General features: G+C 44.0%; 12 protein-coding genes and 2 tRNA genes. 4 read left to right on the forward strand and 10 right to left on the reverse strand.

The window, feature by feature from the left end; translation table 11 throughout:
* Window positions 1-687 precede the first annotated feature (687 nt).
* Entirely contained in the window at window positions 688-1,743 is a 1,056-nt protein-coding gene (locus DN068_RS06485) for a hypothetical protein (protein WP_110998092.1), read from the forward strand.
* 324 nt (window positions 1,744-2,067) lie between these two features.
* Window positions 2,068-3,159 (forward strand): fatty acid desaturase family protein, encoded by a 1,092-nt coding sequence (locus DN068_RS06490; RefSeq protein WP_110998093.1) that lies wholly within the window; start codon window positions 2,068-2,070, stop codon window positions 3,157-3,159.
* Between the two features lie 152 nt (window positions 3,160-3,311).
* On the opposite strand, the gene DN068_RS06495 is transcribed toward DN068_RS06490, so the two are convergent.
* Both DN068_RS06495 and DN068_RS06500 read right to left on the reverse strand, forming a co-directional pair.
* On the reverse strand, window positions 3,312-3,947 hold the full coding sequence (locus DN068_RS06495) for a response regulator (protein ID WP_110998094.1): 636 nt from the start codon (window positions 3,945-3,947) through the stop codon (window positions 3,312-3,314).
* The gene (locus tag DN068_RS06500; RefSeq protein ID WP_110998095.1) at window positions 3,922-5,913 is read right to left on the reverse strand and encodes a tetratricopeptide repeat-containing sensor histidine kinase; all 1,992 of its coding nucleotides are present in this window, start codon (window positions 5,911-5,913) and stop codon (window positions 3,922-3,924) included. Before DN068_RS06500 ends, DN068_RS06495 begins: the two co-directional genes overlap by 26 nt.
* 129 nt (window positions 5,914-6,042) lie before the next feature.
* Here DN068_RS06500 and DN068_RS06505 point away from each other — a divergent pair, with 129 nt between their 5' ends.
* Window positions 6,043-7,878, forward strand: a complete 1,836-nt coding sequence (locus DN068_RS06505) for a T9SS type A sorting domain-containing protein (protein ID WP_110998096.1) — start codon at window positions 6,043-6,045, stop codon at window positions 7,876-7,878.
* Between the two features lie 189 nt (window positions 7,879-8,067).
* Here the strand turns inward: DN068_RS06505 and DN068_RS06510 are convergent, their stop codons facing one another.
* The 8 genes from DN068_RS06510 to DN068_RS06545 form a co-directional block, all read right to left on the reverse strand.
* Window positions 8,068-10,092, reverse strand: coding sequence for a M13 family metallopeptidase (locus DN068_RS06510; protein ID WP_110998097.1), 2,025 nt, complete (start codon window positions 10,090-10,092; stop codon window positions 8,068-8,070).
* Between the two features lie 167 nt (window positions 10,093-10,259).
* Window positions 10,260-10,709: a hypothetical protein gene (locus DN068_RS06515; protein ID WP_110998098.1), complete on the reverse strand. Its 450-nt coding sequence runs from the start codon at window positions 10,707-10,709 to the stop codon at window positions 10,260-10,262.
* A 69-nt stretch (window positions 10,710-10,778) separates the two neighbouring features.
* A tRNA-Glu gene (locus tag DN068_RS06520) sits at window positions 10,779-10,850 on the reverse strand.
* A gap of 186 nt (window positions 10,851-11,036) precedes the next feature.
* Window positions 11,037-11,108 (reverse strand) — tRNA-Glu (locus DN068_RS06525).
* Between the two features lie 308 nt (window positions 11,109-11,416).
* Window positions 11,417-14,602, reverse strand: a complete 3,186-nt coding sequence (locus DN068_RS06530; RefSeq protein ID WP_110998099.1) for an efflux RND transporter permease subunit — start codon at window positions 14,600-14,602, stop codon at window positions 11,417-11,419.
* A gap of 27 nt (window positions 14,603-14,629) precedes the next feature.
* Complete coding sequence (locus tag DN068_RS06535) at window positions 14,630-15,778, reverse strand: efflux RND transporter periplasmic adaptor subunit (RefSeq protein WP_110998100.1); 1,149 nt, start codon at window positions 15,776-15,778, stop codon at window positions 14,630-14,632.
* Between the two features lie 25 nt (window positions 15,779-15,803).
* Window positions 15,804-17,159, reverse strand: coding sequence for a TolC family protein (locus DN068_RS06540; RefSeq protein ID WP_110998101.1), 1,356 nt, complete (start codon window positions 17,157-17,159; stop codon window positions 15,804-15,806).
* Between the two features lie 733 nt (window positions 17,160-17,892).
* On the reverse strand, window positions 17,893-20,742 hold the full coding sequence (locus DN068_RS06545) for a T9SS type A sorting domain-containing protein (RefSeq protein ID WP_110998102.1): 2,850 nt from the start codon (window positions 20,740-20,742) through the stop codon (window positions 17,893-17,895).
* A gap of 302 nt (window positions 20,743-21,044) precedes the next feature.
* Here DN068_RS06545 and DN068_RS06550 point away from each other — a divergent pair, with 302 nt between their 5' ends.
* Window positions 21,045-23,228, forward strand: a complete 2,184-nt coding sequence (locus tag DN068_RS06550) for a choice-of-anchor L domain-containing protein (RefSeq protein WP_110998103.1) — start codon at window positions 21,045-21,047, stop codon at window positions 23,226-23,228.
* Window positions 23,229-23,234: the final 6 nt, after the last annotated feature.

The raw sequence follows: 23,234 nt of genomic DNA on the forward strand, positions 1-23,234 counted from the left end.
AACCTTTTTTAGGACGAGGCAACTTAGATTAATATTGAATGGAAAGGCTGCATGGGCAGCCTTTTTTATTATCCGGACAGGTAAACACTGTAATTTAACAGGACCAAAGTCCCCTCTGACAAGCGTTATAGCTAATTCATCGACCTTTTTTCGGGAAGCATATCTTTGACTAGTGTAGCAACGCTCTAAAAGCATCAACAACGCCAACTATAAATATTCACTATCCATCATTTATACTGTTCCATAGAATTTTTCACCTGTGTTTTAGTTATGATAACGGCCTCATTAACGAGCGATTATAGTTAGTTATCGGCTTACAAACGGCATGGCCAAAATGAATATAATTAATTGTCTATAAACAACTTAAGATATCCAATCAAAACACGCTAACTGCTACAAAGCATATCAATTTGGCCTATATTTCCTAATCCCTTGTTAAGCGCCTCAAATTCAATGAATTTCTAATTTTTAATATCTAACCTTGTATCAGAAAGAGCGAGGGAATTACGAAAGAGAAAAAGAAACGAAGTTTAATTAAGGGAGAAAAACAGCGATTTTTTTTAACAGAACAACAAAATAAAAAGGCTGCGTTTTACGAAAGCCAACCCGACTGACCATCGGGCATGGGGAAACGCTTGCCTTAAAAAACGAAAGAAACACTTTTACAAAACACAAAAACCAACCAAGATGAGCACAAAAAATTTAAAGGCTATGGCCTTTGCGGGAACCTTCATGCTTTTACTGAACGTAAGCACTTCTTTCGGACAGCACTCTTGTCCATCTATTGCAAGCAGAAATAATGGTAATGGCGGCGGCAACGGTTGTGCTGGTGTAAGCGGAACCCCTGTTGCAACAGACATGACAGGCACTTACGCTATCGTGCCGAGTGGTGCTAAAACAGCAGAAATCGTGTGGAAACACGTAAATGGTGATGCATGGGCTACTAATCCGCCTGCCATCGTAGCAGTTTACGCTACTGCAAGCGGTGCTTCTACTCCACTGAATACATATCCTGGTCCTGCGGGCACACCATCTGCAAGCGGCGTACCTAACTGTTTTTATACAGGCACTTCCGGAAATGGCAATATGCCGAATGCAGGTATCATCTCTTTCCGTTTTGCAACACCTACTAATATCTCTGACTATAAAGTATGCACTTATGATTTCGGCAGCAGCAATGCGAACATCGCCAACCCTGCAAGCTTGCCGATTGCACCGCTGGACGTTAAATTCACCGGCTTTACCGTAAGCAATCATAACAACGAAGTTTCTGTAGCATGGTCTGTAGCTGATCCGATCAATGTTTCTGAATATACCGTAGAACGCTCTTTTGATGGCAGCAATTTTGACCGTATTTATACAACAGCTGATCTTTCCGAAACTACTTATTCTTATGTAGATGATCTCCAAAAGAGCAACTTCAGCGGCGCAGCATTCTACCGTATTAAAGAAATCGACGTGGATGGCAAACAAACGGTTACTACTGTTGAACGCATAGCGCTGAACGCTGCAAGTGATAATCTGAGTTTGTATTATGCCGGCGACAAAGTAATTGTACAAGCACCTTCTGCTGAACCTGCAACAATCCAATACCTGAACATCAACGGTCAGATCCTCAGCCAGGAACAAGTAACACTCAACAACGGCAACAACTATTTCAATATTTCTAACAGCAATTCTGTAGGTCTGGTCCGTGTAGTTGCATCAAACAATGTATTCTTCTGCAAAGTACCTTTACATTAATCAATAACTCCGGGGAGTGATCTAGTCACAGGGAGATTTTAAAGCATTAAATTTAGCTAACAGAAAGAGGTTGCCGGGGGCAACCTCTTTTTTGCAAAAACAGCATATTGTCGATGGTGAATGGTGCGTGGTGAATCCGCAACTTAGACCGTAAAACTTATGACAGACAACTTAAAACGTACAACTTATGACTTAGGACCTGCAACTCAAAAGCAATAAATAACGCTATTTTGGCGTTTGGTCTGATAACATTAGGACAATAATCTCTATTTTCGCTCGATACCCTTGGGTATTTTACCTTTTTTACACCTTTATTTTAACCGGATGGCATTATTCGATCATATTTTGGAACCACCTTCTTACGGCTGGAAAGACGCAGAAGGTAATTTAGTAAAACCCTCGAATAGCGCTATTTTCAAAGAGTTTCGCTCTCGGCTGAATATTTTCAGGGACCGCAAAAACTGGATGACATTTACCAGTTGGATACAACTCGCCTGTCTGTTGCCGTTTCTACTTGCATTTCTGGTGTTTCATTTCAGCATTGGACTTTTCGCGGTGGGTTTTGTATACAGCATGATTTTAATGGGCACGCATGGTACCATTTGGTATCACCGCTATTGTACGCACGGCGCCTATACTTTTAAGAATAATTTCTGGCGGTTTGTCACCCAGCATCTGGTTATTAAAACTGTATTTGAAGAAATTTATACGGTTTCGCACCACGTGCATCATGCTAAATCCGATGAACCGGGCGATCCTTACAATGCAAACGCAGGATTTTTATATTGTTTCCTTGCTGATGCCAACCACCAGCCGATCAATCGCAACCTTTCTGCAGAAGAATATCAGCGTGTCGTACATCTCATGAAGCATACCGGTGTTACTGCTAATTCTTATGAAGCCTATAAAAAATGGGGCAGCATCGATAGTCCGGGACGAGTATTGCTGTCCTGGTTTTTAAACTGGACTTTCTGGGGTGTGATATTTTACGCAATCGGTCAATATGCGTTAGACGGAAAAGGCATTGCATTGTTGTGCACTATGTTCGGTTCCGCATTCGTATGGACGCTGGGCGTTCGTACGTTTAATTTCGAAGGTCATGGAAAAGGAAAGGACAAGCGTGTAGATGGCGTTGACTATAACAGAAAAGACATGTCGATCAACCAGATCTGGCCGGGCTACGTAGCAGGCGAATGGCACAACAATCACCATCTCTATCCTGCCAGCGCCCGCTCTGGATTTTTACCTTACCAGCTTGATCTCGCATATTGTTACATAAAAATGCTGCATATCATTGGCGGCGTAGACAGTTACCGTGATTCTAAAAAGCAATTCCTCGAACAATACAGAAATCCTTACACCGCACAGAAAAAAGCGATCAACGCGGATGTGAAAGAATTGGTGGAACAAGATTAGCCTGTGAGTGGTCATTGGTCAATCGTAAATTTCCCCAAAAAAGAGTGGCGCCCTGCAATGCTGTAGGGCGCCACTCTTTTCTTTACACAGAACCTACAACTTAGAACGTACAACTTAGAACGTACAACTTAAAACCAATAACTTAAAACGGATCACCGCACCAATCCCAGCATCACAGACTTCTTCACTAGCGCCGCAGTATTTTTTACATCCAGCTTAATAAGAATATTGTCGCGATAATTTTCAATCGTATGATAACTTAAAAAGAGTTTTCCGGCGATCTCCTGCGTTGTATATCCATCTGCAATCAGCTGCAGGATCTGATTTTCACGATCAGTAAGATTCAATTTCGATTTCAGCATTCTCTTTTTGAAGTCTGTAACCTGCTTAAGTTTTTCTTCCAGATCTGCGCCAATATATTGTTTACCTGCATGCACCGCGTGAATGGCCCGAATGATATCCTTTTCCGGACTGGATTTGAGCAGATATCCATTCACCCCAAAACGCAACATATTCTCCAGATAAAACGGACTATCAAAATTAGTCAGCACAATTATTTTAAATGATGCCTGCTTCTTCGCTATTTTTTGCGTCAGTTCATCGCCGCTCATTTCAGGCATCTGAATATCAAGAATGAGTACATCTATTTCCAGCACATCGAGATCGTGCAGCAAATCTTTAGCAGTTAAAAATGTACGTTCGACGATAATATCTTCATATTGTTCCAGCATTTTTGAAATACCGGAGATAACGATAGGATGATCATCCAATAATGCGATTCGGATCATACAAATGGGTTTTTCTTAAGGTTGAAAGTGGAAAGGTTATAAAAAACGTACTGCCGTGAAGCGCGTCACTATCCATGACTAAAGTACCGTCCAATGATCTTACCCTTATTTTGACATGCTCCAGCCCCAATCCACCGGAAATTTCCGACGGATCAAAACCTTTACCGTCATCTTCAATTGTCATTCTTAAAGTGTCTCCCCGCTCCCGTATTTGTATATATACTTTAGATGCCTGAGCATGCTTCACAATGTTCTGCAACAGCTCCTGTAGTATCCGGTAGAGCGTCAATTTTACATCCCCTTCATAATCCGCAATATCATCTTCAAATTGCAGATGCATTTGCAATGCCGTACTGTTAATACTGTTGCAATATTGTATCAGCGCTTCCTGCAGTGTATTTTTCGCAAGCACATTTGGCAAAAGATTGTGTGAGGTTTCTCTGATTTCGTCTGATGTTTCCTCCAGAATATGCAAAACTTCCGACAGATCGCCCATCATTGGATATCGCTTCGTGAGCATATCTATATTCAGTTTGGCGACTGCTATTTTCGCGCCAATACCGTCATGTAACTCAGACGCAATTCTGGCGCGCTCCTGCTCTTCGCCTTGCAACACAGCTTTTAGATTACCGATCTGCTGCTCTTTTCGCAATACCTGAATCTTTGACAGCTGCCGAACGCCCCTGATGCGGAACAACAGCAGCAAAAATATTGCAATAACCACAACGCTGCCACCTACAATGGCATAGGTTTTCAGCCTGTTTTCCTGGTTGGCAATCTGCAATTGCTGCTTTACGATCTGCTTATCTTTTTCTTCGGTTTTATACCGCATTTCCATTTCGGTCAGTGCGCTCGTTAGCTGGTTCCCTTCTCGCTTTTCCTTTTGAAGATAAAATTGCTCCAGGTGATCCAACGCACTATTATAATTCCCCTGTTCTCTGTAAATTTTATAGAGGAAATCATGTGCATGATATTCGCCTTCGCGGATATTATATTTTCTCGAAGCATCGATGACAATTTTAAAACACTGCTCTGCGCGCGCATATTCGCCCTGCGTAAAATAGATCTCACCGATTGTACTATATGCGCTCAGCATCGTGTAGGAAAACTTAGCATCGCTTAAAGTAAAAACTTTTTTCAACGCAGCTACAGCAGCACAAAGCGAATCATGCTCATAATAATATACACTCATGTTCACCAACGCAACAGCGGCACCATCAGGATTGTCATGCGCTATACTAAACTCCGCCGCACGACTATATAACTCAATCGACCGTTCTTTGAAAAGTGTAGAATCCGCACTTGAAATACCGGCCTTCAACATTAATAGATTTGCTGCCAAAACATTATCGCCAAGCTTTGCAACAATAGACTCACTTTTATTGCAATAAACAAGTGCAAGATCCGGATGATTATTTACCACAAAAACCATCGAGATATAAATGTAAAAACGTGCCCTCAACCGTGCCTCCTTTGCAGGATTCCCATCTGTCTGATCGAGCATATGAAGCCCTCTGTACGCGCACAACAAAGCGGTATCAAGACTTCCTTTTTGAAAATAAGTTTTACATCTTTTCAGATAAACATTAACCAGTATCAATTGCGGAGAATGAGTATCCACAAGCGTTTCAGCTATATTCAAAAAATATAACGAACTATCTGTCTGCCCGAAATTGATGAACAGATCACTCAATCGCATGTAATCCTGCCGCACACGCTGCGTATCGTGTGCTGTTTTCATCTGCGCAATATCCCGATGAATTTCATCGACCGAATCCCGGAAACCGGTATTCATAAAAATCTTTTGAGCGTTCGTACTAATCGACTGCAATTCCTGAATGCAAGGGTTCTTCAACGCGCGGGCACTCACCGCCGATCTGCTCGCAATAACCAATAGCAAACACAGCAATGGTCCAACTAATGAACGGCAAAAGGCAACAGATTTCCAATATTTTATCCAATCCATCTCCCTTAAAGTTATCCATCGCGAAGGCTAAAACAAATTAAAATAATAAATATGAATGTTTTCCTCTAACCCGAGACATTAAACCAAAACGATATTTGGATAACACTATAACACGCAAAATTGTTTAACATGAAAAGACTCCTCTCCCTCTGTTTCATTATCATGCTTGGTGCCGGCGCAAAGGCACAACAGTACACCAACGCGAACGCAACAGGCGCTAATGGCAATGCGTATCCATTCTATTTCGTATCAAAAATTCAATGTTTGTACCCCGCTGCTAAATTTTCCACTGCCCCCAGCGGAAATATCTCTACCATCTATTTCAGAGGCTCGGGAACGGGCACGGTGACACTATCTGATCTTACCATTAAGCTGGGAACCACAACGTCTTCGCAATACACGTCATCCACTGATGCCTTTATCACAGGTTTAACTACAGTTTATAGTGCCACATCTGCTTCATTGTCGGTAGTGAGTGATCAATGGTATGCAATTACTCTGGCAACACCTTTTCCTTTTACAGCGGGAAGCAACTTGGTTTTAGAAATCAGCGAGACCGGAAATTCAGGCACGCAATTTTTAGCCTATAACACGATTGAAACCACCACCTGCAAACTGATCTCTGCATCGGTGACTGCCACCAATGGCACCACAATCGGAACCGGCATCAATCATGTAAGACTGCTGGAATTTGGGTTTGATATTGCATCAGCAGCCGGAACGCCAACAATCTCCGCAAATAATAGTCCAGTCTGTGCAGGAAGTACTGTCTCGCTAACAGCGACGTCTACGGCCACCAATCCAACCTACAACTGGACAGGACCAAACAGCTTTACGGCAACAGGCGCGACCATTACTATCCCCAATGCCGCCGCAGCCAACGCAGGCACTTACAACGTTACCGTTACCTCCGGCGGTACCACATCAGCGTCCGCTGCGGCTATCGTCGTTGTCAACCCAACCATTCCCATTCAGGTTTCCATCGCATCAAATCCTGGCACGACTATCTGTAGCGGCACGTCAACGGTATTTACAGCAACACCGATAAATGGAGGCACTACGCCAGTCTACCAATGGAAGAAAAACGGAAACAACGTTGGTACTAATAGTGCAAATTACACCGACAACGGACTTGCCACTAATGATATTATAAGCTGCGACATGACCAGTAATGCTACTTGCCCGAGCCCTGCAACAACAACATCAAACGCATTACAGATGTTTGTAAACGCCAGCGTAGTTCCCGCAATTTCTGTCAGTAACAATTCCGGCACTTCGGTTTGTGAAGGAATCCCGGTATTGTTCACTGCTGCACCTGTAAACCCAGGCTCAGCGCCTGTTTACCAATGGAAGAAAAACGGAAATAATGTTGGTTCCAACACTACTACTTATACAGACAATGCGCTTACAAACAACGACGCCATCACTTGTGTCCTCACCAACAACGATGCATGTGCTAGTCCGGCAAACGTCACTGCGACAACGCTGACGATGACGGTAAATCCGCTTCCGGCTAAACCAACGATTACAGCTTCTGGAAATACATTGACGTCAAGCGTCGCAAACGGGAATCAATGGCTCCTGAATAGTGCAGCGATCTCGGGTGCAACCAATCAAACGTATACGATTACAACAGACGGCTGGTACCAGGTTTCAGTAACAGATGCAAACGGCTGTTCGAATAAATCGGACTCGACACAATTCACCACAGGAGTTACCAGTATCGCCCGCAACGGAAACCTGAAAGTCTACCCTTCTCCGTTTAAAGAAAAACTTTTTGTTGAACTCGCCAGCAATGATAATCATCAGATGATTATCGCTGATTGCCTGGGCCACACGGTTTTTCAAACAACAATCCATGCGAAGAAAACGGAACTTGATTTGAGCAATCTGGCATCGGGTGTTTATTTTCTTTCTACCGCAAGTGGAGATTCGAGAGCCACTATTCGTGTAGTTAAATTGTAGCTTATACCTTTCTAGCTTTCATGAACGAGGCCTTCCTGCGATAAACATCAGATGTTTCAAACGACAAAATGCCGCTCTGCATAATACAGAGCGGCATTTTTCTATTTGATGGAAACCCTACATGCAACTTTCCACAACTATAACTTAAAACGTACAACTAACAACTTAAAACCTGCAATTCCGAATACGCTACCAAATTCGAATCCTTGCCGAATCTGCCAAATACATTTTGTCTCCGGGTTGTACGTTGAATGCAGTATAGAAATAAGGCAAGCTCATCAAAGGACCATTAACACGCCACATTGGTGTAGAATGCGGATTATTATTGATCCAAAGGCGCATGTATTCGTCTTTCATTTTTACTTGCCAGATATGCGCAAAAGAGATAAAGAAACGCTGATCTGGTGTAAAGCCGCCAATACGTGCAGTGTCCCGGCCTTGTTTCGTGAGTTTGAATGCATCGTATGCAATTGCGATACCACCGTTATCTGCGGTATTTTCACCTACAGTAAATGCACCTTTAATATGCAATGAATCCAACACTACGAATGAACTGTAGAGGTCGATGACCTGTTTTGTTTTCGCGTTGAATTTTGTGTAATCCTGTTTCGTCCACCAGTTTGTTACGTTACCGTTTTTATCAAACTGCGCGCCCTGATCATCGAATGCATGCGTCATTTCATGACCGATCACCATACCGATGCCACCGTAATTAAGCGCATCATCTGCTGCTTCGTCGAAATAAGGCGCTTGCAAAATGCCCGCCGGGAAAACGATTTCATTTGCAAATGGATTGTAGTATGCTGTGACAGTGGATGGTGTGGTAAACCATTCCGTTTTATCAACCGGCTTGTTTAATTTATCCAGGTCCAGCTGATAAATATTGGCTGAAGCAGAAACAACATTCTCAAAATATTTATCTCTGCTAACCTTTACCCTGCTGTAATCTTTCCACTTATCCGGATAACCGATTTTCTTGGTAATCGCATACAATTTTTCCTTTGCCTTTTGCTTCGTACTGTCGCTCATCCAGTCGAGCTTATTAATTCTGCCTTCAAATGCTTTCTGCAGATTGTTTACGAGCTCCAGCATTCTTTTCTTTGCCGTCTCTGTAAAATATTTCTTCACGTACAGCTGACCCAGCGCTTCACCCAAATTATCATCCACAGCATCGGCAATGATTTCACCACGCGATTTCTGCACTGCCTGCCCTGACAACACTTTGCTGAATTCGAAATCTGCATCTGCAAAAGGCTTGCTAAGCGCTTTGACATAGGTATTCAGTGTGGAAACTTTTAGATATACCTTCCAATCAGCCAATGAAACCGATTTCAGCATTGCATTGAGTTTCTCATAATACGCAGGCTGAGAAACATCAATCGAATCCGTTTTAGCGCCGAGATTATCCATCAATGTAAGCCAGCCGATATTCGGTTGCTTTTTCGCAAGCGCCACCAAAGGCATTTTATTATAGTTAGCGTTGACATCACGCAGTTCTACGTTGTTTCTATGCGCTGCAGCCAATTGCTTCTCGATACCATACACAATCGCTGCATTCTTTTTAGCAGCGGCAGCATCTGTTCCGGTCAGCTCCAAAAGTGTCGCGAGATAATTACGGTATGCCTCTTGCACACCTACGGTTGAAGGATCATTCTTGAAGTAATAATCGCGCTCGGGCAGGCCAATACCCGCTTGTGAAACGTGCGCAATATTCATGCTGCTGTTTTTATTGTCTGGTGCAACGCCGAAATAGATGATGGATACATTGTCCAGCTTCGCCTCGTCTGCTACAAACTTCATTAACGAAGAGATATTGCTGATACTGTCGATACGGGCCAATACAGGCTTCACCGGATCATAACCGCGTCTGTTGATCGTCACGGTATCCATGCCCGAAGCATAAAAATCACCTACTTTCTGTTCTATACTTCCCGCAGCATTTGAAGCTTTAGAAACGCTGTCTAATATGCCTTGCAAACGCAGTCGTTGCGGATAATTCATGAACATATAAGTACCAACGCCCGATTGCGAAGCCGGAATCTGTGCAGTATCGTACCATTTGCCATTTACATACCTGAAAAAATTATCGCTCGGCTTTACCGTCGAATCGAGACCTTGTATATCTGCAAATGCCTGAAGGGTTGGTTTTTCGCCAGGATTATGGCATGCCGCGAGCAAGCATGTTGCACCAAGTACTAGTGAGGATTTTTTCATAGACAAGAGATGATTGATATAAAGATAAGGATCTGGTGGTGAAACGGTTTTTTTAATGAAATTGAAAAGTGCAGCGTCACAATAATGATCGCAATTTATATGCTGCGGTCAGAAGACCGCTTTCCGCCAGAACGAAGTCGGGAGACTTCGCTCAACTAATTTTATTGCTAAAAAAGAAAGTACGCTCCGAAAACTGCAGCGCCAAACAGCAGTCCTCTTATTAAGAGTTTGCCATAAAACTTATCGCGGGTAACGAGAAAGACAAGTCCGTTTATTATCAGCATCAATATGACTGCGGTAAGTCCGTAAACTCCCATAGCAGGCCCTCCGTTCCATCGCTCAGCCAAAAACAGAAAACCAAATACGACGATCATCGAAGAGATTCCCATTAAAACCGAAGAAAAGATCCTATGACCGGAAATCATGTTGTATGCGCTTTTTGAGAAGATTCTTTTCAGTGGAATTTCATTTAACAAAGCGAAACTGAACAGCAAATAAAAAAGCGCAAGAATCAGACAGAACAAAGTCAGAAAAACAGTGGAGCCTCTCATGTGGAAATACCTGGTTATTCCGGCGAAGAAAATCAGACATAACAGGGTGCGCTCAAAAATTTTCATAAACCTAATTTGGCTAGCCACGATTTGGGCAAAAATAAAGAAAGCTGCTCACTGAGCAGCTTTTCTTCGTAGCATGTACGGGAGTCGAACCCGTCCTTCCTCCGTGAAAGGGAGGCGTCGTAACCGATTGACCAACACGCCTTTTCCGTTTTCGGATTGCAAAGATACAATTCGTTTTTAAACTTCCAAATCGTACCACGTAAAAGACACCTATATTTTTAGATAAAATAGATTGTATTTCAGTTCCGATTAAATGAAAAATAAAACTCGCTCAAAACAGAGATTAGCGAAAAACAAAAAAGCTGCTCAGTGAGCAGCTTTTTTTCGTAGCATGTACGGGAGTCGAACCCGTCCTTCCTCCGTGAAAGGGAGGCGTCGTAACCGATTGACCAACACGCCTTTTCCGTTTTCGGATTGCAAAGATACAACTCGTCTTTAAACTTCCAAGCCTCTTTCAAAAAAGCGATACATATTTCTAATCAAACTGCGTGTTATCAAATTAAAAAATCAAAAAGTGACAGTTGTAGGTTTTTAAGTCGTAACTTATTTCCCCTTTTTTTGACTTTTGACTTTTGACTTTTGACTTTTGACTTTTGACTTTTGACTTTTGACTTTTGACTTTTGACTTTTGACTTTTGACTTTTGACTAAAAAAAGCCGGGCGTAAAGACACCCGGCGTTCTAAATATAAATCTGCATTCAACTTCTCTAGTCCCTGTTGAACTCTTCTCGTTTTTTCAACTCTTCATAATGCGATTTCAGGTCATCCAGTTTTTTCTTGCCGTAAGAAATACGTGTAATCACAACAAACAACACCGGCACAATAAAGATCGCCAGCAAGGTTGCTGCAAGCATACCACCTAGCACTGTCCAACCAATAGTTTTACGGGCGATAGCACCTGCACCGCTTGCAAACGCCAGCGGCAATACGCCAAGAATAAAGGCCATCGACGTCATAATGATCGGGCGGAGACGCAAGCGAACGGCATGGATAGTAGCCGGAACTAATTCCATTCCCGCGTCTACCCTTTCTTTCGCGAACTCTACGATCAGAATCGCATTTTTCGCAGCGAGACCAATGAGCGTAATCAAACCGATCTGCGCATAGACGTTGTTCGTCAACGAAGGAATAAATGTGAGCGTGAGGATCGCACCAAATGCACCGATCGGAACGGCGAGCATTACGGAGAACGGTACACCCCAGCTTTCATACAATGCCGCAAGGAACAGAAATACGAAGATGATGGATAGTGAGAAGATATACACCGTCATGTTACCTGATGAAATCTCTTCACGGCTCATACCGGAGAATTCATAACCATAACCAGCTGGCAATACCTCGGCTGCTACTTCTTTGAGCGCCTGAATCGCCTGACCACTACTATATCCCGGCGCAGGACCACCATTGATCTCTGCAGAACGGAACAGGTTATAGTGCGGAATTAACGGTGCACTTTCTGTGACCTCTGTTGTAATCAGCGCGCTAAGCGGAATCATCTGTCCCGCCGAATTGCGTACAAAATATTTGCCCAGGTCACTGATCGCTTTACGGAAACCTGTATCAGCCTGTGCTACTACGTGGAAGTTTCTACCGTAAACAGTAAGATCGTTTACGTAGAAGCTACCCATATAAGTTTGCATCGTACCGAAAACATCTGCCAGCGAAACGCCCATTTTCTTGGCTTTGTCGCGATCAACTTTAATGTTGTAACCCGGCGTGTGCGCAGAGAAGAAGGTAAATCCACGTGCAATTTCCGGACGCTTATTGACAGCCGCAACAAATGCATTCACCGTTTTTTCGAAACCTTTAATATCATCCGGACTATTTCTTTGTTCGAGCATGAACGAGAAACCGGCTGTTTGGCCCAAACCAGGAATTGGCGGCGGTGGAATTACGACAATATTCGCATTCTTAATAACCGAGAATCGCTTCTGCAATTCAGCCATAATACCTTGCAGTTGTTCTGATTTCTTTTTACGGTCCTCCCAAGGTTTCAGCTGACTAAAGATGGTACCGGAGTTTGATTTACTTGCAAAGGTCACAACGTTCAAGCCACCCAGCGCCGCATAGTGATCAATACCCGGTGTCTCCTTCATGATATCCATAATCTGGTGCAACACCTCTACCGAACGTGTTGTAGAAGAGGCTTCCGGCAGCTCGTAGGTCACATAGATACGCCCGTCATCTTCCGTTGGGATGAAACCTGTTGGTTTTGTTTTAAACAGCAGCACAGTGCCCACACAAATACAAACCAGGATAATAATCACCAGTGGCGCAGTACTGATACCTTTCCGCACGCCTTTGGCATAGCCGTTCGTTATGTTTTGGAACCAACGGTTGAATTTGTAGAAGAATTTATTTAGGCCACGCGACTGTTTATCAATATGCATTGGTCGCAGCATCAGTGAACAAAGCGCTGGCGTAAGCGATAAGGCGACGAACGCGGAAATCAATACGGAGATCGCAATTGTAATCGCGAATTGTTGGTACAAACGCCCTACGATACCCGGAATAAATCCAACAGGAACGAACACCGCTGCAAGAATCAACGCAATCGCAACTACCGGGCCAGAGATATCAGCCATCGCTCTGTAAGTGGCTTCCTTGGCCGACAGCCCCTCATGATCTATATAGTGCTGGACCGCCTCTACCACCACAATGGCATCATCCACCACAATACCAATCGCGAGTACGAAACCAAACAACGTAAGTGTATTGATTGTAAACCCTAATGGAATAAAGAAGATAAACGTCGCAATGATCGACACGGGAATCGCGAGTACCGGAATCAGCGTCGCTCTCCAGTTTTGCAGGAAGAGGAATACTACGACAATTACCAGTCCCAGCGCGATCACGAGGGTTTCAATTACTTCGTGAATAGAAACTTTTACTACGGTCACCGATTCAAACGGAACCACATAATCTACGTCTGCAGGAAATGATTTTTTCAGTTCATTCATCGCAGTGTAAACGCCTTCTGCAGTTTCCAGCGCGTTACTTCCCGGCGCCTGATATACGAGCAGATAAGATGCGCGTTTGCCATCTACGAATGAGTTGCTCGCATAAGAGAATTTACCGAGTTCTACGCGGGCCACATCTTTCAGATATACCAGCGAACCGTCTTCCGGTTTTGTACGAACGACTATATTTTCGAAATCGGCAACTTTACTCAGACGACCGTTTACAAACAATGTGTATTCAAACGCCTGCACCCCTGGCTGTGGCGGCGCACCAATAGAACCGGCAGCTACCTGTACGTTTTGCTCCTGCAATGCGTTCACCACATCATTTGACGTCAACCCGAGCTGCGCCATTTTATCAGGATTCAACCACACACGCATACTGAAATCATCGGCACGGGAGAAGATATCACCCACACCTTTTACACGTAATAAGGCGTCGCGGATAAAGATGTTGGTGTAGTTATCGAGGAAGGTAACATTGTGCGATCCCTTCGGAGAATAAATTGCAACGAGCATCAGGATACTCGGGTTACGTTTACGAACAGTAAGTCCCAGGCGTTTTACCACATCGGGCAACTGCGGCTGGGCAATACTTACACGGTTCTGTACGTCGAGCGCTGCGATATCAATATTGGTACCAACGTTAAACACGACGTTCATCGTCATACGTCCATCACTGGTACTGTTGGTTTGCAGATAAGCCATGCCCGGCGAACCGTTTACCTGTGTTTCTACAGGAGTGGATACCGTTTGCTCTACCGTCTGCGCATCGGCGCCGGTATATGTTCCGGTCACCTGCACGGTAGGCGGCGTAATGTCCGGATACTGCCCTACAGCCAGGTTCATGATAGCAATGGTTCCCACCAGCACCAGCACGACCGAGATTACAATGGCTGTAACGGGCCTTTTAATAAAAGTATTAGCGATCATAATTTTTCCATGTTACAGAAACAGAAATTAATGTGCAGCAGGTTTCTGGCCTTGCTGTTGTGCGGCCGGTGCGCCTGAAGTATTTACCTCAGAACCATCATGCAGTTTTTGCACACCGTCTACTACAATCACGTCACCAGCTTTCAGTCCGGTTTTGATAATTATCTTATCACCGATTGTAGTACCTAATGATACTTTCTGCTCTGTTACTTTTTTACCATTTACAATGAAAACAAAGTATTCTCCCATTTGTTCTGTAACTGCTTTATAAGGCACCAACAGTTGTTCTGCACCTTCTTCGCTGTGTACACGAACAATACAACTCATGCCGGCTCTGAGCATCCGGTCATGATTCGGGAAGGTCAGTCTTACTTTGATTGTGCCTGTTTGTTTGTCTACTGCACGGTCAATTACATAAATTTTACCTACTTGTCCGTAAGGAGAACCATCAGGCAATGTAATCGTAAACAAAGAATCGATTTGCTTTGCGGAACCGCTTTCATAGCGGGTAAAACGCGCTACTTCTTTTTCATTCACCACAAAGTCTACCGCAACCGGATCATCACTCGAAATAGTATTGAGTAAAGTTTGGCCAGGAGAAACCAAAGCGCCCAGTTTTACCTGAGACAAGCCGATGGTACCATCAAAAGGCGCATCGATCAGCGAATAACTAAGATCTTGTTTTGCTTTTACCAGATCAGCGTTTGCACTAGCTACCTGCGATTTAGCATTTTCCAGATCCGTCATCGCATGATCTAAAGTTTGTTTGGCAATAGCGTCTTGCTTGTTGAGATAAATATAACGATCCGCATCTTTCTGTGTCTTAGACTCATTCGCCTTTGCCACGCGCACATTGGCTTCAGCCTGGTTATAGCCGGCCATGTATTTGCTGCGGTCTATTTCATATAATTTCTGTCCTTTCTTTACACGATCGCCTTCTTTAAAGAAAATGCCGGTCACGTAACCACTCACCTGTCCCAGAATCTGAACCTCATTCAGCGCATTGATATTGCCGGGATATTCATCATAATAAATTGCTGGCTGCAATGATGCGGTATAAGTCGTGACGGAAATCGGACCTTGCAGTGGTGGCGTCTTTGGTCCGCCGCCACATGCCATCAGACTGAGGCTACCCACCAATACGGCGCCGACGCAGGTTACAATTGATTTATTCATAGTACTATTGTGCTGTTTGGATGGTTTAATAATTAACGTTTATACTGCCCGTTGATTTTTGCAGGTCAAGTCTGCTGACCAGCAACTGAAAGACAGCATTCAAATGATTGACCTGTGATGTTTTCAGATCAGATTCTGCTGTGATTACTTCGAGGTATTCTTTCACACCTTCGCGGTATTGCAGAAAAACCACATCATATACTTCACGGGCAATCGCTACGTTTTCTTTAGCCATTCCCAATGCTTCGAGACTTGCTTTGTAGGTCGCTAAAGATTGTTCATATTCCGAATTAATCTGCAATTTCAGATTGACTTCATCCCAGCCAAGCCGTTCTTCCTGGAGCTTTGACTTACGGATATTTTGCGTACGCTTAAAACCCTGAAACAATGGCAGCGAGAAATTCAACCCAACCAGTGAGTTCGGATATTGTTTGTTGTAGAGCTGGTCAAATTTATCATTCTGATACACCCAGTTGTAATTATAATACGCGGAAAGCGAAGGCAGAAAGGCGTTTTTATAATAACGTGTGTTTTGCTTCTGCAAAGTCTGCGTAGTCTGCAATTGTTGATATTCGATACGATTAGCGATATCCAGCGATGCAGTTGTATCATAGTTGATCTCTTGCAACATGGCAGCAGTATCGACCTGCAATTCTATATTAGTACCATCCTGCAAACCCATCAGCTGGCGTAGTTGCGCATATTTTGCAGGCAATGCTTCTGTTGCGGCTTTAAGCTGAACCTTTGAAGTATTGAGCGCAATAGTAGCCCGTTTATAATCCACTTTGTCAACGATGCCGGCCTCATACTGACTGCGTGCATCTTTTAAACTCTTTTCCAGACGCACGATATCTTCGTCCAAAATAGTAATCTGCAGCATGGATAACAGTACATTGTAATAAGCCTTGCTTACATCCACCACTACGTTGATCTTCGTATTTTCTATCTCCTGCTTTGATTGAACCTTATAGTATTTCGCAGTAGTTGCCGCATAAAGCACATCATTATTGAAGATATTTTCGGTGGCCGAAAACTGTGGCGTAGAATTATTATAAACTCCACTCTGAAATGCAATTTTACCTGCAGAAGGATTGGTAAAATTCGTAGTGACAGTGGTAGGTAATTCGAAGTAGTGAATAAGGTTGGCATTCAGGTTTGCCTGCGGCAGCCAGGAGGAAAGCGCGATATTAATATTTGCTTTCTGTATGGCTTCATCGATAAGTGATTGTTTGAGCGCCGGTTGATTTTGCAGCGCAAACTGGATACATTGTCCAAGTGAAACTACACCCGAAATTGTATCCGCATTCCCTGTCTGTCCGGTGGCAAGTCTGGGTATCGCCGCCAAAAGCAACAATAACCAGCAACTGAGTCGTCTTAACATATTATGATAGCTGATCTGATTTTAAAAAACTAAAGAACTAAAAATCCTAAATAGCCAACAATGTTTGATATTGGCATTTGAACGTGCAAAGATATTTTGTTAATGTCCTAAAGCGGCACCTGCATTATTGTTATTATTGATCGTACGAGTTAGAAATTTATATATTAAAATAATGAAAATAAATCATTTGGCAAAATGCCGAAAGTCAAAAGCGCAAAACTTTCCCATACACCAAAACATTTTTTTTGGGCCACCAGCACCGGCATCTTTGATTGAACTTCGTTGCGTCGCACGCTTCATCAACATGGCAACTATTAAACATTTACGTTAAGAAACACTATTCAGATTATACGGTCCCCTTCCTGCGTGCCAATGACACTTCGCGAGTATTCAGATTACGCGGGACCTCTCTTTCAGTCGAGGTGACAAACGCGAGTGGCTCATTATTTAACGATAAGAGCGTATAATCCCATGTCTTCCCGACGAAGGAGGGAGCCCGCAAAAATATAGACAATTACTTCTGTCATTCTCTTTTGATTGCGTCCCGCATTCCTAGTCAGGGCAACAAACGCATGCAAGCCACCTACCAACGGACAATTGACAGTGTGATCCACATTAAAACACATTCATCACATTGAACACATTATCGCTTTGTTGCATTAAAAAAGCCCCAGCTTCACAGAAGAGGGGCTTTTTTTAAATGTGTGAGGTGGTTTAGAGGGGCCGTTAGTAGTTAGTTGGCCGATTTAATTAATTTTTCGACCGCTATCGGTGCGCCGTCATTGTATATCGTTACCAGGTAAAGACCAGCACTCAGCGACGATACATCGAATGTATTGGAATTCGTTACCTGAATGAGCGTTTTACCCTGCATATCCTTTACAATAATCATATCAACCGGAAACGGTGTATCGATCATCACGCGATCTGTAGCGGGGTTGGGATACATTTTTATAGTACCAGCGACAGCATTGATATTTGTCACCGCCAGATTATTGATAAACACACCAGTCGATCTGTTTTGACAACCGTTACTATCCACCACTTCTACCGAATAAGAACCATTTTGCGTAGCAGTAACCGTTTTTGAAGTACCGCCGGAAATCGGTTGACTATTTAAATACCATTGATACGATGCGAAGGAAGTCGTGGAAAACTGATCGGCATTACGTGTTACCACCGGTTGAGGTTTCGCATGCACTAAAATATTCATTGGACCAGAAACCGCGCTACAACCAAATGAGGTAGTTGTCTTCAATGTATAAGCACCAGTTTCAGAAGCGATGTAACTATTAGTACTGGCACCAGTAATACTTGTATTGTTTTTTGACCATTGATAGATCAAACCGGAAGACACGCTGCTGTTCAACACTACAGCCCCACCCTCACAAAATACAAGCGGTGAATTATAAGTAATCACTGCACCAGGACCAGGATGCACAGTCACGGTCATATTCGCAGAAGTAGTACTACAACTGGCTGCATTCGTCACCACTACAGCATAAATGCCATCTGCCGTTGCTTTAAACAAACTATCATGCGCACCCGGAATATTGTTGCCGTTAAGTTGCCATTGATAGTTAAGCCCCGCAGCATTGGTTGTATGTAACCATACGCTGTCGCCCGCGCAAAAAGTAGTTGCAGCAGCAGCTGTAAGTGGTGCTGTTGGAATAGCAAGTATTGCTACTGTTTTCAGCGTAGAGGTATCAGCACAAGCACCGCTATTACTCGCGATAGCAACTTTATAATCGCCAGCCTGAGTAGCAGTATAAGCCTGACTCGTAGCACCGCTGACAGGATTCCCATTCAACAACCATTGATAAGAAAGACCTGCGCCAGCTGTGCCGGTAAGCACTACTGTATTACCCTGGCATATTGTCGTCGCACCAGTTACTGTAATTGCAGCTGATGGAAATGGAATTAAACTAACCGTTTGCGCGGTTGCTGTTTTCATACAGGCATTGCTATCTGTAATGATCACGGTATATGAACTGTTGTGATTCGCATTGTAGCTAGCATTAGTCGCACCAGCGACATTGCCGCCATTTTCCTGCCACTGGTAACTCAAACCCGTACCTGTATTCGCATTAAGTACCACACTGCTACCCTGACAAATGCTCAGACTTCCGTTTGGTGTAATGCTTGCTGTTGGTAATGCATTCACTGTCACCGGTACCATTACAGAAGTTGCAGCGCAATGATTGGTATCGGTTACTGTCACAGTATACAGACCTGTTGTGGTTGCTTTATAACTTTTGCCGTTAGCGCCAGGAAGCGGACTCGTTCCCTGCAGCCATTGATAGCTTGCAATACCAGCAGTATCTACTTTCAGAACCGCACTATCGCCCGCACAAAATGCAGCCACCGTTGTTGGTGTCACATGCGCTACTGGATTATTGTGAATCATCAGTTTTACAGGCTGTGTTGTATCAGGGTTACCACAAGCTCCGGTAACAATACAACGATACAGATTGCCCAAATTGCTGATGGCCGGAGCGCTCAACGAAAGTGAATTTGTAGCACCACCGCTGTAAGGAAACTGTGTGGTAATATTAGTATAACCTGTACCAGAGTTCACCTGCCATTGATAACCTTGCACAGAACCAGTTGCTGTCACATGGAAAGCAGTGTCATTACCAGCACAGACAATAGCGTCAGTCGGTTGCTGTGCGATCGCGATCGGTACAGCAACATGCAGCAATACACTATCTGAGTTTACCTGATTTGTTGCACCAGTAACAACACAACGATAAGCGTGTCCATCAAGACCTGATGTATTTGCGATCGCCAAAGCATTAGTTGTTGCACCGGTAAAAACAGTGTTATTGGTGATATTAGTCCAGCTGTTAATAAATTCCTGCCACTGATAGCTCGCCGCATTCGTTGCTGTTACGCTGAACGAAGAAGTGGCGCTGCCGCAAACGTTGGCTGTTACTGGCTGTTGTGTGATAGAAGCAGGGGGCGTATTGCCATCTGCCGTGATTACAAAATTGTCAACACCAACGGCATTATCAGAACCCGATCCGTCAGTAATAGTCCAGGTCAGTGAAAACGTTGCTGCCGGCGCAACAGAAAGACCGGAAAGCGAAATAGATTTATGTGTGGTAACTCCCGTACCTGTTGGACCACTCGCTGAGGAACTGGCTTGCGTAAGACCTGAAACCGAAGCTGAGCCAAGACCAGTTTGTGTAACGGTAAGCGGATTACTGTTACCAGTCGCCCAACGCCACTGTTCAAAATCGTAAGCGATATCAAGTGATGTAATTGTAGTCGTTGTATTGTTCGTAAAACTTACTTTAAAAGTAATGGTGCTTGCAGAGCCGGAACAAAGTGCGCCCATTGCATAATCCGGCGATGTACCTAATGCGTAGATACCTCCTGCATTGCTTGATCCTGTTCCATATCCTTTGTAGACATTGGAGGTCGTAGTCCAGCCGGCAGGAGCACTGGTGGCAGCTGCGCCGTTGTAGGTGTTAAAGTCTTGTGTATAGGTAAAAGGCAAAGATCCGATGATGCTGATCTGCGCCTTCGACATCACTGCACCAACCAAAAGGGTAAATAATAAAGCGTAGCATTTTTTCATGAACACGAATGTTTTTGGGGTGATGAAATATGCCGCAAAAAAACAATCGCAGTGTCACCTCCGCATTGCGGATAATTTATCTTTCCGTTAAATCGAAGGTTTTTGGATCACTGATGTTCGGGATGTTTCCTGCCGTCGATATAACATTCAGATTATACCCTTAAAGCTGCACCAATTCAGCATTCACGGCTTTTGAATTTTGACTTTTGAATGCTGAATTAACCCACCAGCGATTAAATAATACAGCCGTAACAATTTGGACATATTCAAATTGTTATTTCGCGCACAAATAAGTTCATGGCATGTGTTTTTTAAGAAAGGAAGCCCTTAGTTTGTTTTTATCAGGCTCTTTATTATTCGGATTTGGCTCAGTTAGCGGCCAGGTAAATGTTACAGGCGGACAAACTGCCTTGGCACTGGCGCAAAAACTGGCAGGACCCGGCATCACTATCCAGAATCCTTCCCTCACTTGCCCTACTGTGGCAAACGGCTTTTTTAATATTGTCAGCAGTAATCTGGGTATCGATAGCGGTATTATACTTACTACGGGTCGTGCAGCTACATCAGGCAGCATCTATGGCGCCAACGGACCTGCATCGGTAAATGCCAGCGTCAACAATGGCGCAGCCGGCGATCCGCAACTGAACACACTGGCCAACGCCTCTACGACCAACGCCTGTATTCTTGAATTCGACATGGTTCCTAAAGGCGACACGGTAAAATTTGAATACGTTTTCGGTTCGGAAGAATATAATACGTCGACTTGCGGTATCTATAATGATGCGTTTGCGTTTTTCATCTCGGGTCCCGGTATCTCAGGACAACAAAACATGGCACTCGTCCCGGGCACCAATATTCCTGTAACAGTAAATACAATCAATAACGGTATTCCTGGCTCACAGGGTGGTAATATTTCCAACTGCACGAGCATGGGTGCCGGCTCTCCGTTTACACAATATTATGTAGATAATAACGGTGGTACTTCTATTACTTACCGCGGCTTTACAAAGGTGCTGAAAGCGATTCACGCAGTAACGCCTTGCAATACTTACCATCTCAAAATGACGATCGCCGATGCGGGCAATGCGTTGTTCGACTCTGGCGTATTTATCAAAGCAGGCAGTTTAAAAACAACTACGTTTACGGTAACCTCACATGGACTTGTATCGTCTTCCGCCTCTTCGCCATATATTGTGAAAGGCTGCGGTCAGGGCAACTTTATTGTTAAAAGAGCTGCTGCTTTAGCGACTGCGCAAACCGTAAAATACCAGATCGGCGGCACTGCTGTAAATGGTGTAGACTATACGCCTATCGCAGACAGTGTGGTTATTCCTGCAAACGATACGCAGGCAACAGTGATCATCAATCCGCTGGTAACGCCATCTTCAGGCAACAGAGATGTAAAGATTTTCGTGATCTCGCCTTACAGCTGTAATGGTCTTGAAATTGTAGACAGCGCCACGCTTACTATTTATGATGCACTGCAAACGAAAATCATGAATGGCGATACTACGATCTGTAATGGCAGTAGCTTTCAGGTAAATGTAGCGGGTGACCCTTCTTATAGTTATAGCTGGTCTCCGGTAGTTGGGTTGAGCAACAGCAATATTCAAAACCCAATGGCGGGCCCTACACAGGCAACGACATATGTATTGACTACAAGCTGGCCAGGCAGCGGTTGCGCACCTAAAGTTGATTCATTTCATGTTGCGGTAAATCCACAGCCAAGTGTCACGGTAAGCGCCGATCAGACATTATGTGAGAACGGTGATTTCAACCTGAATGTTTCAGTTACTCCAGCTGCGAATTATGGCATTCAGTGGAATGGGCCAAATGGTTTCAGTTCAACTCAGGACAATATTGATTTTACAAACGCACAGACAAATGCATCAGGAGCATACGTTGTTACGGTTCTTTCCAGCGGCTGCGTACCTATAAAAGATTCTGTATCGATTAAGGTAAATGCAGTACCGGGCGCACCAACAGTGGTTACACCAATTGCAGTATGTTTTAACGGCGAATTGCCGGTATACTCTGTAAGCGGCACTAATCATCTTTGGTATAGTGGCCCTACGGGCGGCACTGGTAGCACAGATGCACCCAAACCGCCAACAAACGCTACGGGTTCTTATACTTATTACGTTTCAGAAACGAATGGCAGTTGTGAAGGTCCGCGCAGCGCTATCGACGTAGTGGTAACACACTGCTGCGAAGACTATCTGTTTGTGCCTTCGGCATTTTCTCCGAACGGCGACGGACGCAATGATGTTTTTCGCGTGACAAAAGGCCCGGACGACAAGCTGGTGCAGATTAATATTTTCAACCGTTGGGGACAGCTCATTTTCAGCCGCTCTGAAGGCGCGGACTGGGACGGAACATTTGGCGGGCAACCTGTAGAAGTTGGTGATTATTTCTACGATATCCTGGTTGGTTGCGCCCGCGGAAAACTGATAGAACGCAAAGGAGAAGTTACAGTCATCCGATAAAAATAT

Source organism: Taibaiella soli, assembly GCF_003236175.1.
Classification (GTDB): Bacteria; Bacteroidota; Bacteroidia; order Chitinophagales; family Chitinophagaceae; genus QKTW01.

What these genes read in the sequence shown, in the direction of transcription:
- DN068_RS06505 (WP_110998096.1), top strand. Translation starts at nt 6,043, where the DNA reads ATGAAAAGACTCCTCTCCCTCTGTTTCATTATCATGCTTGGTGCCGGC.
- DN068_RS06540 (WP_110998101.1), bottom strand. Translation starts at nt 17,159, where the DNA reads ATGTTAAGACGACTCAGTTGCTGGTTATTGTTGCTTTTGGCGGCGATA.
- DN068_RS06515 (WP_110998098.1), bottom strand. Translation starts at nt 10,709, where the DNA reads ATGAAAATTTTTGAGCGCACCCTGTTATGTCTGATTTTCTTCGCCGGA.
- DN068_RS06490 (WP_110998093.1), top strand. Translation starts at nt 2,068, where the DNA reads ATGGCATTATTCGATCATATTTTGGAACCACCTTCTTACGGCTGGAAA.
- DN068_RS06535 (WP_110998100.1), bottom strand. Translation starts at nt 15,778, where the DNA reads ATGAATAAATCAATTGTAACCTGCGTCGGCGCCGTATTGGTGGGTAGC.
- DN068_RS06485 (WP_110998092.1), top strand. Translation starts at nt 688, where the DNA reads ATGAGCACAAAAAATTTAAAGGCTATGGCCTTTGCGGGAACCTTCATG.
- DN068_RS06550 (WP_110998103.1), top strand. Translation starts at nt 21,045, where the DNA reads ATGTGTTTTTTAAGAAAGGAAGCCCTTAGTTTGTTTTTATCAGGCTCT.
- DN068_RS06545 (WP_110998102.1), bottom strand. Translation starts at nt 20,742, where the DNA reads ATGAAAAAATGCTACGCTTTATTATTTACCCTTTTGGTTGGTGCAGTG.
- DN068_RS06510 (WP_110998097.1), bottom strand. Translation starts at nt 10,092, where the DNA reads ATGAAAAAATCCTCACTAGTACTTGGTGCAACATGCTTGCTCGCGGCA.
- DN068_RS06530 (WP_110998099.1), bottom strand. Translation starts at nt 14,602, where the DNA reads ATGATCGCTAATACTTTTATTAAAAGGCCCGTTACAGCCATTGTAATC.
- DN068_RS06500 (WP_110998095.1), bottom strand. Translation starts at nt 5,913, where the DNA reads ATGGATTGGATAAAATATTGGAAATCTGTTGCCTTTTGCCGTTCATTA.
- DN068_RS06495 (WP_110998094.1), bottom strand. Translation starts at nt 3,947, where the DNA reads ATGATCCGAATCGCATTATTGGATGATCATCCTATCGTTATCTCCGGT.